Source organism: Imperialibacter sp., assembly GCF_040222385.1.
Lineage (GTDB): Bacteria > Bacteroidota > Bacteroidia > Cytophagales > Cyclobacteriaceae > Imperialibacter.
In genome coordinates, this window is sequence record NZ_JAVKDF010000035.1 from 636,445 (window position 1) to 650,206 (window position 13,762).

General features: G+C 45.6%; 11 protein-coding genes. 9 read left to right on the forward strand and 2 right to left on the reverse strand.

Going from position 1 to position 13,762, the window contains the following annotated elements:
• The first annotated feature begins 13 nt into the window (after window positions 1-13).
• The 9 genes from RIG68_RS18570 to RIG68_RS18610 all read left to right on the forward strand — a co-directional run bounded on the left by RIG68_RS18570 (window position 14) and on the right by RIG68_RS18610 (window position 9,955).
• The gene (locus RIG68_RS18570) at window positions 14-625 is read left to right on the forward strand and encodes a hypothetical protein (RefSeq protein ID WP_350125608.1); all 612 of its coding nucleotides are present in this window, start codon (window positions 14-16) and stop codon (window positions 623-625) included.
• Window positions 626-651: 26 nt separating this feature from the next.
• Window positions 652-1,341: a GNAT family N-acetyltransferase gene (locus RIG68_RS18575; RefSeq protein ID WP_350125611.1), complete on the forward strand. Its 690-nt coding sequence runs from the start codon at window positions 652-654 to the stop codon at window positions 1,339-1,341.
• A gap of 177 nt (window positions 1,342-1,518) precedes the next feature.
• Entirely contained in the window at window positions 1,519-2,427 is a 909-nt protein-coding gene (locus tag RIG68_RS18580) for a GlxA family transcriptional regulator (protein WP_350125614.1), read from the forward strand.
• A 48-nt stretch (window positions 2,428-2,475) separates the two neighbouring features.
• On the forward strand, window positions 2,476-3,429 hold the full coding sequence (locus RIG68_RS18585) for an NAD(P)-dependent alcohol dehydrogenase (RefSeq protein ID WP_350125617.1): 954 nt from the start codon (window positions 2,476-2,478) through the stop codon (window positions 3,427-3,429).
• 10 nt (window positions 3,430-3,439) lie between these two features.
• Window positions 3,440-3,823, forward strand: coding sequence for a DUF6010 family protein (locus tag RIG68_RS18590; protein ID WP_350125620.1), 384 nt, complete (start codon window positions 3,440-3,442; stop codon window positions 3,821-3,823).
• Between the two features lie 254 nt (window positions 3,824-4,077).
• A complete protein-coding gene (locus RIG68_RS18595) occupies window positions 4,078-4,989 on the forward strand; it encodes a GlxA family transcriptional regulator (RefSeq protein WP_151999604.1) in 912 nt (303 codons plus the stop codon).
• 314 nt (window positions 4,990-5,303) lie between these two features.
• Window positions 5,304-7,886: a DUF7133 domain-containing protein gene (locus RIG68_RS18600; protein ID WP_350125623.1), complete on the forward strand. Its 2,583-nt coding sequence runs from the start codon at window positions 5,304-5,306 to the stop codon at window positions 7,884-7,886.
• 29 nt (window positions 7,887-7,915) lie between these two features.
• Window positions 7,916-9,025, forward strand: coding sequence for a sugar phosphate isomerase/epimerase family protein (locus RIG68_RS18605; RefSeq protein WP_350125625.1), 1,110 nt, complete (start codon window positions 7,916-7,918; stop codon window positions 9,023-9,025).
• Between the two features lie 144 nt (window positions 9,026-9,169).
• Complete coding sequence (locus RIG68_RS18610) at window positions 9,170-9,955, forward strand: SDR family NAD(P)-dependent oxidoreductase (RefSeq protein WP_350125628.1); 786 nt, start codon at window positions 9,170-9,172, stop codon at window positions 9,953-9,955.
• 927 nt (window positions 9,956-10,882) lie between these two features.
• Here RIG68_RS18610 and RIG68_RS18615 read toward each other — a convergent pair.
• Together RIG68_RS18615 and RIG68_RS18620 are read right to left on the reverse strand one after the other, a co-directional pair.
• A complete protein-coding gene (locus tag RIG68_RS18615; protein ID WP_350125630.1) occupies window positions 10,883-12,211 on the reverse strand; it encodes a GntP family permease in 1,329 nt (442 codons plus the stop codon).
• 83 nt (window positions 12,212-12,294) lie between these two features.
• Complete coding sequence (locus RIG68_RS18620; RefSeq protein ID WP_350125633.1) at window positions 12,295-13,695, reverse strand: purine-cytosine permease family protein; 1,401 nt, start codon at window positions 13,693-13,695, stop codon at window positions 12,295-12,297.
• Window positions 13,696-13,762: the final 67 nt, after the last annotated feature.

The following is a 13,762-nucleotide window of genomic DNA, read 5'->3' on the forward strand; positions in this document are numbered from 1 at the left end:
CAAGTATAAAAATATGAAAACAAGTAAATATTTACCTCTATTGATCTTGGTATTAGCACCCACATATGGGTTTGCACAACGTGAGCCGGCAGCCTCACCGAAAGATCATCCAACAAGAGAGCTGACCATCGAACCGGGTATAGGCATTCACACCAATTTTGGAACAGACCTTCTGCTTGCCGGCCTGATTCAATGGAACCCTTATAAGCGGCTGAGCCTTGCCTCACACACTTCCTTTAATATTAACAACCTTCTTCAGCGAGATTTCAACTATATAAAAACCGATTATAACTACTCTTTCAATCAAAAGTTTGGCGCAGGCACAACCTTCTACTCCAGGAAAAGCACTCATACACTACTACTGATGATTGGCGCCAAGTATACTGCCTTCAAAGAAACGGTATATAATCCCACTGTTGATAAAGTAAGTGCCTCCATAAGCGCATTAAGCCCAGACTACGGATTAATGTATAGTTATAAGCGAGGATTAAAAAAATACTTTTTTACCGGACGCCTATATGTCCCCCTTTATCCCTGGCCTATCAAAGGGTCCGACATCAACTTTGTGGACGGCAACATAAATAACATCGCCCTCGAGGTGGGGGTCGGAATGAAGGTCAAATAACCGAACAATAAAAACACAAATTCCACATGGCACTATTCACGTTTTGGCATGGTGATGACTACCCAGCACCGAAAAGGAAAAACCATATTTCAGTCAAAAGAGAGCTTGATGTGCTCACCCTGGCAAGGTTAATGAATCTAACAGAACAAGATATTCTGAAAAGGTTTCGGGAAGGCAATGAGGCCTGGGTGCTGAGGTTAAAAGGTATGCCAGTTTCTTTTGGGTGGTTGGGTCGCCAAAAAGCCCGGATCGGAGAACTATCCAAAGAAATTGATATTCCCAAGGGGAATGCTTATCTGTGGAATTTCAGAACACTGGAGCCTTATCGGGGCAGGGGTTACTATGTTCAACTGCTGGGCACGATTTTACAGGCTGAAGAAAAAGTCAGTGAAAGAATATGGATTATTTCGGCCCCCGAAAATCAAAGCTCTTTCAATGGAATAGTAAAGGCTGGATTTAGACCAGTGGGTGATATCATGTTCAATTATAAAAATGATGTAGTTCTCCTGGCAAGTTCAGTGAATGAAAGGACTGTTGCTGCTGCGGAAACTCTTCAACTACCAATTACAACCGATATAACCCGACCCTGCTGGAGGTGCGCCAGCAACACAATGCAGAAACAGGCGTCGTGCGATTGTTACGAAAACAGTCAGCCCTGTCAATGCCGCAATCAAAACACTATAACCGCCACAACGCTGAGCACCGTGAGAGTTTGATGGTAAAGAATGCCACTTCGTTTTCCTATTTCCAAGCAGAGAATTAACACAAATCATGAAATAGCCATAAGGAGAGCCATACCCAACGGAATGAATAAAGTCAGCAAACAGGCGACCATCACTTCCGAAAGGTCTTTGGCTATTCCATCTGGCCTTTGAAAAACAAATTTTATACAGATGAAAACTATTGCCTTTATTATCCCGCCTACGGTTGAGCTACTTGATTTGGCCGGCCCCGTTCAGGTATTTACCGAAGCCAGGTTTTACCAATTTAAAATCAATATTGAGTTTTACGTTTTTCAGAGCAACCCGGTCAGCACATGCGGGCTGGGTTTTGGAACCATCGCCAGCTTCTCGGATGCTGAGTTAAAGGATGGCGATTATGTTTTTGTACCAGGAATGGATCAAAATTATGTCCGAAGCCCGGCATTTCGAAAAGAAAAAAAATTCTTTGATTGGCTAAAAGACTGTGCCGACAGAAAAGTAAACATCTGTTCAGTTTGCAATGGTGCGTTTGCATTGGGCGAGGCTGGTCTCCTAAATGGCCTGGAATGCACTACGCATTGGCGAAGGGTAGACGAGTTGCAACAGCGCTTTCCCCAGACCAAAGTTTTGACGAATGTCTTGTATTCCAAGAACGCTGGCGTGAGCACGAGTGGCGGGGTCACCGCAGGGATTGACCTGGCTTTATCCATTCTTAAGGATTTGGCAGGAGCTCCTTTTACTCAAAAGGTAGCAAGAGGGCTTGTCCATTATCTCAGAAATAATGATCGAAAAAAGGAAGTCATTTATCTGGCATTCAGAAATCACCTGAATATCAAAATTCACGACGTGCAAAACTACCTCGTCGACAACCTTTCCGGAGCGACATCTATTTCGAACCTGGCACTAGTTGCCGAAATGAGTCCGGAAAACCTGAAACGGGTGTTCAAGGAAACAACCGGAATTTCTGTTAGCGGGTATTTGACCCAGGTACGTCTAGAGACGGCCAAAGCTCTTCTTAAGAATCCCGAAAACAGTCTGGCCTATGTAGCCTCCAGGTGTGGTTTAAAAACGGCCAGTCAGCTACAAAGAATTTTGAAATAGAAACAGAGTCAATTCCATTTTTTTTCATAACACAATAAAATAAAGAAAATGAAAGCAGCAGTCTACACTCAGTATGGTTTTCCGGAAGTTCTCCAAATCAAGGAAGTGGCTAAGCCGGTACCAAAGGACAATGAAATTCTTTTGCGAATTAAAGCTACGGCTGTTAATTCAGGTGATGTACGGTTGCGAAAAGCAGACCCATTTGCAGTCAGGCTATTTTTTGGCCTTCTAAAGCCTAAGACTAATATACTTGGCAGTGTTTTTTCGGGAGAAGTCGAACTTGTCGGCAAACAGGTAAACCTTTTCAAGGCTGGCGACCAGGTTTTTGGACATGCCGATATGAGTTTTGGTGCCTACGCAGAATATATCGTTCTCCCGGAAGGTGGATCATTGGCTTTAAAACCAGCTGCTATTTTGCACAGCGAAGCAGCAGCCATTCCTTTTGGAGGAGTCACAGCCCTACATTTTATCAAGAAGGCAATGATAAAGGCAGATCAAAAAGTTCTGATAGTTGGGGCCTCGGGAGCGGTTGGAAGTGCTGCCGTTCAGCTGGCGAAGTCGTACGGGGCAATTGTAACAGGTGTATGCAGCACTTCGAATACTGGCCTGGTAAAATCTATGGGTGCCGATAAAGTGATTGACTATACAGTCGAAGATTTTACGCAAAACGGTGAAGTCTACGATTTAATTTTTGATACAGTCAAAGCGATATCAGTTTCCCGCTCTTTAAAGTCGCTCACTAGCAACGGGATAATGATTTTGAGTGCGGCAGGTATGCCGGAAATGCTTCAGGGGCTGTGGACATCTATAACGAGCAGAAAGAGTGTAATGACGGGTGTAATTAATCATACCGCAGCAGATATTGTTTTTCTAAAGGAGCTTACTGATGCAGGCAAATTCAAGCCAGTAATTGACAGAGCTTACCCTTTGGAGGAAATTGCTGAAGCACACGCCTATGTTGAAAAAGGGCACAAAAAAGGAAATGTCGTTATCAACATCTAATAACCAAGATATGACAAGCTTTCTTATTGGCCTTGGCACTACATTGGCGATAATTGCTTTCGCTGAGATATTCCGGAAGATTGACCTCAACCTCTTCGCTTCATTGAGCCTGGCGGTAATACCATTTATTTATATAGGATTTTCAATCGCTCCGCACGCTCTTTTACTTACAATTCCAGGGGCATCGTTCTTTCTGATGTTTGCGTATTGGGGTTACAAAAAGAATTTCATACTCACGGTTATAGGGCTTGCACTACACGGGCTTTGGGATGTTCTCTTTCCCCATGTAAGCGAAGTAGCACCAGACGGCTATGATATCTTCTGTATAACAATTGATGTTTTGCTGGCCTTGTACTTCTACGTAAAGCTGAATCCAAAAAGAATAACCTTTTAGAAGCTTAAATTCAAGGAACGTAATTAACTAAACAAGTTTTTCAGTTCCGAAGATTGATGTTATCCAAAAAAAAAGTTCGGGCCCATGAAGACTACATGCTGAAGCTTTCCGGTTATTCATTAAGGCAGGCAGCATGGGGAGGCAACGACTCACCCGGAAGGTTTCTGGTAAGAACATATTTTCTGGCAGGTACCTATCCCAGTGAATTTGAGTCCGGAAATTATCGGTAACTTGTTTAGGTAAAAAAAACAGGTATGCTGAAAGTAGCCTTTATCGTTCCTCCCTTTGTTGAGCTATTGGATCTTGCAGGGCCTGCGCAGGTTTTTATAGAAGCCAAATCGCATGGACTTGATGCAGAGATTGAATTTTACAGTTATCATGACGGTATTATATCAACCTCTGGTGTTGCGTTTGGAGCAATAAAAAGTTATGAGCTGGCCAATTTGCAGCCAGGCGACTTCGTGTTTGTGGCTGGCACGGACCATGACTATTTACGAAGTGCACAGTTTGGTGCTGAGAAAAACTTTTTTAAGTGGATAAGCCAATGTGCCGACAGCCAGGTAAATACTTGCTCTATTTGTACGGGCGCCTTTTTTTTAGGTGAAGCCGGGCTATTGGACAACAGAGAATGCACCACCCACTGGAGGCGAACAGAGGAACTGAAGGCTCGTTTCCCGAAAGCGAACGTGCTGGCGGATTCCCTGTATGTAAAGAGCGATAATATTTATACCAGTGCAGGCATCAGTGCAGGCATCGACCTTGCGCTTGCAATTTTGGAAGCCCTGAAAGGACCTCATTTCGTTCATAAGGTGGCACGAGGCTTAGTGGTGTATCACAGGCGTGATCAGTCGCACTCACAAAAAAGCATTTATTTGGATTTTCGAAATCACATTAACCCAAAAATTCATGAGGTTCAGGATTTTCTTATCAACAACATCGGAGATGAAAACTCGATAGACGCATTGGCAGAAATGATAGCCATGAGCCCCAGAAACCTGACTCGGGTTTTTAAAGAGTCTACAGGGTTGACTGTTGTCGAATATCTAACTGAGCTTCGAAGAGAGAGGGCAAAAACGCTTCTCAATAATCCTGATTACACTATTGATTTTATTGCATCTCAATGTGGCTTTAAGTCTGCGAGGCAATTGCAGAGAATTTTGAGGTGACTCCCTTGATTACGTCACTTTCATTACTTTTTAGGATTCTCATCGAAAAGAGAAATTGGCTAGTAAAGCAGGGTGTCTCAAATCACGTCAAGGCTGCGGCGGCGATGTAGCTCTTATCCTTGCGAGAGCACCGAAAAAGCCTAAGGTAGCAGTCCTAGCCTTTTCTGTTTTTAGCCCATCTGTACTCCCACTACCATACCGTTATTGTAAAACATACTTGTGTATCCAGGCAAGATGTATCAAATTGTAGCTAACCACACACCAATACACTTGTGTGGCCTGTTATACCTGCTTAAACATAAAATACATTTTCCTTGAGAAAGTTTTGCGATTCAACGCCTTCGGCCCGTTTGTTCTCTTTTGTTATTTCGTCATTTTTCCTCATAGCATGTTCCGACACTAACAAGCCGATCACTGATGATTCATCGGCTAAAACGCCTGAAGAACAGCTAGGCACTTTCCAGTTGGAGCCTGGTCTGAAGATTCAACTGGTAGCCAGCGAGCCAATGATTCAGGAGCCTGTCTTTGCTGTGTTCGATGAAGACGGCAGGTTGTGGGTGGTCGAAATGCGGGGCTACATGACTGACATTGAGGGCCATGAGGAAAATGACAAACTTGGAAGGATTTCGATTCTTGAAGACACCGATGGAGACGGCGCCATGGACAAAAGCACTGTCTATCTCGACAGCCTGGCGCTGCCCAGGGCAATAGGCTTAACCAAGGGAGGAGCGCTTGTTGCTGAAAATAACGCACTTTGGGCCACAAAAGACCTGAATGGCGACCTTAAAGCAGATTCAAAAATTTTACTTGATTCAACCTATGCTTCCAATGGCATGCCTGAGCACTCAGACAACGGCCTGCTTCTCAATACCGACAACTGGTACTACAACGTGAAGTCGAGATTGCGCTACCGGTTGGTGAATGAAGAATGGGTAAGAGACAGCACCGAATTTCGTGGCCAGTGGGGAGTAAGTCACGATGACAAGGGTCGACTTTTTTATAATTACAACTGGTCGCAACTGCATGCTGATCTTGTACCTCCCAATTATCTAGGTCGTAACAAAAACCACAAACCATCTACCGGTATCGACCACGGACTTACCATCGACAGAAGAGTGTATCCGATTCGATCCACACCTGCCGTCAACAGGGGGTATATTCCCGGCACGCTGGACGACAGTGAAAAGCTGATAGAGTTTACTGCAGCCTGTTCCCCGATGGTTTTGCGGAGCACCGTTTTTTCTAAGGAATATTACGGCAATGCTTTTGTGTGCGAGCCGGCCGGTAATCTTATTAAAAGAAATGTTGTGAGCGAAAGTGGTATAATGTTGAGCGCTACTGACCCACATCCCGGCACTGAGTTTCTTGCCTCTACTGACGAAAGATTCAGGCCAGTGCATATCGCCCCAGGCCCGGACGGAGTAATGTATATCGTGGACATGTACCACGGCATCATCCAGGACGGAAAGTATGCCACACCCTATTTGAAAGAAAAAACATTGGAGCGTCAACTGGAGCAGCCTATTCATATGGGAAGAATATGGCGGGTGGTACCAGAAGATTGGCAGCCTTCAGCCAGTCAAAAGCTATCCCAAGCGTCATCAAGTCAACTAGTCAAACTTCTTTCTCATCCCGATGGCTGGCAAAGAGACATGGCCCAACGTCTTTTGGTAGAGCGAAACGACCTGAATATCACTCCTGCACTTAGGGAAATTGTCACGGGCATCGCCAACGACCTCGCAAGATTCCATGCTCTTTGGACAATGGAAGGGCTTCACCAAAACGACACTGACCTTTTAATCAGCGTTCTGTCGGACAAAAGCTCGCTGATTCAGGCAACAGCATTGAGAATTCTGGAGCCGATAGCCGCAGCAAATATAGCCATTCAGAAAAAGGTGGAGGCTGTGCTGGTGAGCAGTCATGAGGCCGCTGAAATTGAACAAGTGCTACAAATCGCTCTAAGCGCCAATGCATTGTCATCCAGCGTTTCGCAACAAATTCTGGAAGGGATTGTCTCCCGCCACTCCGATTCACCATTGATTCGTGACGCTGTGATGAGCAGCCTTGAAAACGAGGAATTCATCTTTATGCAGCGGCTTTGGAATTCTCCTTCCTGGGAAAGCTCGTCTCAGCCAAAAGAAATCTTTCTTGAAATGCTCGCCACCTCAATCGTCAACAAAAGAGATTCAAAAGAGCTTGGCGAACTCCTGGCGATGCTGAATGTGACCGAAGCAGCATTTGGCTGGAAGGAAAAAACAGTACTGACAGGCTTGGCAATTCAGCAAAGCAGTGCCAGCAAAAAAGGCCCCATAAAGCTGACTTCCGCTCCCGCCATTCTCACCAATCCTCAAGCTGTGATCGAAGCGTCAAAGCTCGCCTCATTAAATGCAATGTTTGAGTGGCCAGGTCATAAAGTGGAAGCTATCGCACAAACTGCCGTAAACACGCTGACTGAACAGGAGCGTGAAGCATTCGCTCTTGGCCGACAAAATTACCTCACCACCTGTGCCGGTTGCCACGGCACCGACGGTGCCGGAATAAGCCGTTTTGCCCCACCCCTAGCTGGCTCCGACTGGGTAACGGGCAGCGATAAGCGCCTGGCATTGATTATATTACATGGAATTGAAGGCCCAATCGAAGTTGCTGGAAGGTTGTACAACGCTCCTGAAATACTACCTGTGATGCCCGCACATTCGACCCTGGACGATAGCAGCATTGCCACTGTTTTGACCTATATTAGAAACGAGTGGGGCAACAGTGCCAGTGCCGTCAGTGGGCGCTTTGTAGGAGGAACGAGAGTGACTTCACAGGGTCGTGTTGTTCCGTGGACAGCCGCCGAGCTAAACACCCACATAGAAACGCTTGAACAGGAAGAAGCAAAAACGAAAGCCAAATAAACACCTACTTACACTAACACCCCACTACCATGAAAGCTTATGAAAAGGTTCTGTATCATAAACCAGACGGAGGCCCCTCCAGAAGGGAGTTTCTCCAAAAAACTGGCATTGGCGCCCTTGCTTTGAGCATGCCATTCCCGGTAATGCCCGACTTTTTGAAAGATGTTCCGATGGGTGTTGTGGTGCATTCTTATGCCGCCAGGTGGAATTCCAAAACGGAAAGCAAAAAGTATCCGCCCATGACTGACGCCATTCAGCTTATGGAGCACTGCGCCAGCATAGGTGCCGGTGGTGTGCAAACCGTAGTGAGAGGTTGGACGTCCGACTTCGCTAAAAAGGCCAGAGACAAAAGAGAAAAACTTGGGCTATACCTGGAGGGATCAATTGGCCTTCCCAAAAAAGCAGAGGAAGTAGCGGATTTTGAAAAAGAGGTAATCGCTTCAAAGGAAGCAGGAGTAAGTATTTTGAGAACCGTCTGCCTTGGCACAAGAAGGTACGAAAGTCTGCACTCGCAAAGCGACTTTGACGAATACGCAAAAAATTCTCTTGCCTGGGTCAGATTGGCCGAACCGATAGTTCGCAAGCACAAAATGAAACTGGCCATCGAAAACCATAAGGACTGGATGGCGCCGGAACTTGTCGATTTTGTCAAAACCATCGATAGCGAATGGGTGGGCGTAACCGTCGACTTTGGCAATAGCATTGCGCTGATGGAAGAACCTATGAATGTGGTAGAGACACTGGCCCCGTACGCTTTCACCACACACGTGAAAGACATGGGGGTGATGGAATACGAAAAAGGATTTCTGCTTTCGGAAGTGCCGCTCGGCACTGGCATTTGCGATTTGAAGAAAATGGTGGACGTTTGCAAAAAACACAACCCTGACATCAGATTCAACCTGGAAATGATCACAAGAGACCCTCTGGAAATCCCATGCCTGACTGATGATTACTGGAATGTTTTTGAAGGGGTTTCGGGCAAGTACCTGGCGAATACTTTAAGTATGGTCAAAGAAAAGGCTTCAAAAACGCCTTTACCATCGGTGGCTGGTCTTACAGCCGAACAAAGACTTGCATTTGAAGAACAAAATAACCTAGCCTGCCTGAAATACAGCGCCAGCAATTTGAATATAAGATAGGTACATGGTTCTCGTTTGCAACGAGAACTTGTGAGGCTTGCGCTTGAAGCGCACTACATAAGAATTAACACTCGCTCAAAGTCTCCTGAACGAGGCGCTGAGGAAATTACTTTTTGATCATTATTAAAACTTGATAAATCTCTGATGACTACAGACAAACTACCCGGTATTAAACTATTCGACCTGACAGGCAGAACCGCCATCATCACCGGAGGCTCCAAGGGCTTGGGCCTGGCCATGGCAGAAGGCCTGGCCTCAGCAGGTGCCAATATCATGTTGGTGAACCGAACCGAAAAAGACGGCGAAGAAGCCGCCAAAACAATCAGCAGCTCATACGGTGTCAAAGCCATATCATTCGCCGCCGATGTAACCGACCAGGCACAAACTGAAGCCATGGCTAAGGCAGCTATGGACACTTTCGGTCGTATCGATATATTGATCAATAGCGCAGGCATCAATATCCGTGGCCCCATCGATGAGCTTTCACTGGCCGACTTCAACAAAGTGATGGAGATAAATGTAAATGGCACCTGGCTTTGCAACAGAGCTGTGACTCCCTACATGAAAAAGGCTAGAAAAGGCAGCATCATCAACATGGCCAGCACACTTGGGTTGGTAGGAGTTCCTAACCGTACGCCCTATGCTTCAAGCAAAGGAGCCATTGTACAGATGACTCGTGCACTGGCACTGGAATTTGCTCCATTCAACATCACCGTCAATGCTATTTGCCCAGGGCCTTTCCTTACAGAAATGAACGCCCCCATTGCCGGCACCGAAGACGGCAAAAAATTCATTATTGGTGCCACAGCACTTGAACGTTGGGGCGAGTTGAAAGAAATCCAGGGAGCAGCTATTTTCCTTGCCAGCGATGCCGCCACCTATATGGTGGGCTCTTTGATTGCTGTTGACGGCGGATGGACAGCCAGGTAGTTTGTATTTCAACCCTCCAAAGGTTCAAAACCCCTTGGAGGGTTGATAGCTAAACAAACAATTGCTTTAAAGCAATCAAATATCAAACCTAGCTACTAGCTCTTCCTGAAGGAGCGGTCTACTTGCATCCCAACCCCCTAAATGATCTCATCTCCTTACATCAAGTTGGTAAGACATATTAGATAAGACCTTCAAACGAATAGAAATGGATTATTTGAAGTTCAGCTATTTGAAAAAATGAGGAACGGAGTTATGCAAGCATTCGCCAGTATCTTGCATATACGGCTCTTAATCTGATCAAAAAATCATTTCCCAACTACATCTGACAATTGTGCCGGAATAACAAGATGAAACGTTTCATGGTAGACATAATTGTAATTCAAGAGGTTAAAAAATTACTTAAAAGAGATTTAAATGTATACACATGCATTTTCTATTTGACTGTGGAAATCGTTATTCGAAGAGCTGAATTTGCTACCCATTTGATCTATGTGAGGAAAGGTCTTTCAAAGTTATGTTAATAAGTTGTTACTAAGATAGGGATAACTTGGAAGCGCTCAGGTTCTTTGCGAGGATGCTCTGATGTAAATTTGCATAACCCGAAAGGGGAGTTATAATTTCCATCCTTAATTTTTGCTACAATGAATGAAGTAAAAGCAAGGAGGGACAAAAAGAAACCTCGACCCATAGTTAGCCTTATTTTTAAGGTCAACATTTGGATCGAGGTAACAATAGCTATCACTCTAATTTTCACGATTATCAGATAGCTACTTGTTTGTCTCAATGTGGGGCGGGTGCCATTTGGCTGCCCGTTCCATAACCTTGCAAAGGTAACATTTTGTTGCCCTAGCATCAATACTGAAAGAATAATTTATTCCTTCCATGTTATTGAATAATGCACAACTTCCCAAGTTTGCATCCCACAACTTATATAAAAAGCGTAATCAAATAAATCATCATTATGGCTGTAAACGACATAATGAATGTGCCCAGGCTGTGCGACTGATTCCCTTGTTTGATCGTCATGCCCGAGAGCTGCGTCATTGCCCAGAAGAAGCTGTCGTTGGCATGAGAGATAGCGATGGCACCGGCACCAGTTGCAAGCACGGCAAACACCCGCATTTGCTCAGTATCAAGACCAAGCGTGCCCAGTAACGGAGCAATAATGGAAGCGGTGGTAATCATAGCCACTGTAGAAGAGCCCTGAGCGGTCTTTAACGAAAAGGCAATAAGGAAGGGTAGAAAAATCCCCCAACTGGCTCCGCTCAGACCTGTGCTTACCAGGTCAGCAATGCCAGAATTTTGAAGCATCTTTCCAAACACGCCGCCTGCACCTGTTATCAATATTACCGGCGCAGCAATTTTCAATGCCTCACCTATCCAGCCAGTAGAAGACAGCACCTGCTTATCAAACTTCTCCGGCAGAGCAAAAGAAAGGAAAGCTCCTAACAGAAGTGCAATCACAGGGCTTCCTATAAATAAGATAACTGTGATAACTGCCCCTTCACCCAACGGTTGGGTAGGGTACTTCGCTATTGAAGCAAGCACAATCAGCAGTAGTGGAATAACAATCGGCAGAAAAGACTTGATAGCCGACGGGTGTTTACCAATTTTCTCCTCTGTTTCGCTGGCTGCAAAAACTGGCTCCAATGGAATCTTCATAACGAATTTCTTCACAAAGAAGTAGCTCGGAATCAAAGTGGTGATACTGATAATCAGTCCCCAAAAAATGACCATTCCTAAATCGGCGTTTAGAATACCGGCTGTAGCAATTGGGCCAGGTGTGGGCGGCACCAGCGAGTGGCTGGCTGTTGCACCTAACGTAAGGGCGACAGTTGTGGCAGCGTAAGGCACCTTCCCTTTAAAGGAGAGCGACTTACTTATCGGGTTCATCATGATGAAGGTACTATCGCCAAAAACCGGTATCGACAGGATATAACCACAAATCATCATGGCCAGCATGACTGACTTTTCGCCAATCCACGAAAGTATTTTTTGGGCAATCACCAGCGCTCCGCCCGTTTTTTCCAGAAACGTTCCTATCATTACGCCTAACAGAATCAGCAGGCCGATACTGCCGAGCACTCCACCAAAACCGTCGGTGATGGATTTCAGGATGAGGTCGGGCGACATACCAGAAAGTAGACCGTAGCCAATGGCACCAACAAAAAGTGCAAGAAAGGGGTGGATGTCAAACTTTGTGATGGCAATCAGTATGAAAGCCAGCGCCACAAGAATAATCAGTAGTGTAAGCATGTGTAGGTGTAGGGTATGTGTTTTGTTAACAACAAAATCTTAAAATACCCTTTCCCTTTGTACTACGCAAGCCGCCCCTCAAATCATAAGCCTTTCTTCTGAGTCAGCTTACTGATAAACAGGTAAAGAAACCCACAGAGCAACCATGCGGGAAGTGTCAAAAAGCTAAGGAACACGCCCTTTTGAACAGATATAAAATAGAACAAGGCGACACTAAATATCCATGCAACAAATACAGCAACGTTGAAACCTATGCCCGATTTCTCAGCATAGAACGTCTGTATCCCCCAATTTTTAGCGAAGAAGTGTTCAAAGACAATGATGGCTCCTACCGGCGCCAGTATAAATCCATACACCGCCACAAAGTCAAGTAACTTCATAGCAAATGCTGGAAACAAGCCGGCTATTGTTGCCAATGCGCCCGCCAGGATAGTCACCCAGAAAGTTGACACCTTCGGCATGATCGCCTGAAATGCCAGTCCGGCTCTATAGATGGTGGGGTTAGCTGTCGTCCAGCCAGCAAGAATAACTACGATGACTCCAAAAACTCCAAGTGCGTTGTATGCCAAAGGCCCCGGTGCTACCGAAGGCGCCTCGCCACTTGCTAAAATAGCTTGCGTTTCCGGCGCTCTCAAATACACCGCATAAAGCAAACAAGCGGCTATCCATGCCATGTAATGCCCTACGTACATTCCTGCCGCAGTAGTCCAGCCTGAGCTTGCTTTTTTCGCAAACCTGAAAACGGTAAGGTCTGACATGCCAATGTGGACAGCAGCATTACAGAACCACGACCAGATAGCTACGTGCCAGAAAGTATATTTGATTTGACCAGGAAAAGGCTCAGTTCCTTCTCCCCAAATATTCCAGAAATCAGAAAAAGAATTCACCCCAAGTTGGTTGGCTGCGACAATACCAGCCGCTACAAAACCGAGGACAATCACCGGCGACATCCAGTTGGCCGCTTTAGAAACCGTGTTGTAGCCCTTTGCAGCAATCAAAGAAATAACGATACCCAACCCCACCACGATCACTACCCAGGTAATTCCGTTCGGCATCGTGTCAGTAAGCTTAGGCATGTCCATATCGAAAGGAATACCGACGGCAGTAGCGGACACCGTAATCATTGAACCGGCCAGGAAGCAGAACAAGATGCCATTGGCCAGATTGTAGACAATGACCAATTTTCTTCCACTTATTTTTTCCAGGTGAAAATAAAGCGTGGTGCGGTACTTCACTGCCAGCTCAGCAGTAAGGTATCGCCAGCTCAACACCGCCATGAAGTTGCCAAGTAGCAAGCCAATGAGCAAATCAAAAGCGCTGACCCCCGCTGTAAGAAACAAGGGCCCGATGACAAACTCTGTTCCTGCGGCATGCTCCCCGGCATACATTCCCAGGAAGCTTGTCCATCCCTTCTGTGCCGACGCTGGCACGGGCTCCCTTTCGTATTCCTCAGAAACTATAGCTTCTTTTGATTGATTCGTCATAATGTAGGTAGGTGTGTTCTAAATCTTTGAAGCTAGAAGATAGAGAATTTGCAAGCATCCTGCACTA

Excerpts from the sequence above, each read along its gene's own strand:
- RIG68_RS18570 (WP_350125608.1), top strand. The coding sequence starts at position 14 with ATGAAAACAAGTAAATATTTACCTCTATTGATCTTGGTATTAGCACCC.
- RIG68_RS18620 (WP_350125633.1), bottom strand. The coding sequence starts at position 13,695 with ATGACGAATCAATCAAAAGAAGCTATAGTTTCTGAGGAATACGAAAGG.
- RIG68_RS18575 (WP_350125611.1), top strand. The coding sequence starts at position 652 with ATGGCACTATTCACGTTTTGGCATGGTGATGACTACCCAGCACCGAAA.
- RIG68_RS18590 (WP_350125620.1), top strand. The coding sequence starts at position 3,440 with ATGACAAGCTTTCTTATTGGCCTTGGCACTACATTGGCGATAATTGCT.
- RIG68_RS18580 (WP_350125614.1), top strand. The coding sequence starts at position 1,519 with ATGAAAACTATTGCCTTTATTATCCCGCCTACGGTTGAGCTACTTGAT.
- RIG68_RS18615 (WP_350125630.1), bottom strand. The coding sequence starts at position 12,211 with ATGCTTACACTACTGATTATTCTTGTGGCGCTGGCTTTCATACTGATT.
- RIG68_RS18595 (WP_151999604.1), top strand. The coding sequence starts at position 4,078 with ATGCTGAAAGTAGCCTTTATCGTTCCTCCCTTTGTTGAGCTATTGGAT.
- RIG68_RS18585 (WP_350125617.1), top strand. The coding sequence starts at position 2,476 with ATGAAAGCAGCAGTCTACACTCAGTATGGTTTTCCGGAAGTTCTCCAA.
- RIG68_RS18605 (WP_350125625.1), top strand. The coding sequence starts at position 7,916 with ATGAAAGCTTATGAAAAGGTTCTGTATCATAAACCAGACGGAGGCCCC.
- RIG68_RS18610 (WP_350125628.1), top strand. The coding sequence starts at position 9,170 with ATGACTACAGACAAACTACCCGGTATTAAACTATTCGACCTGACAGGC.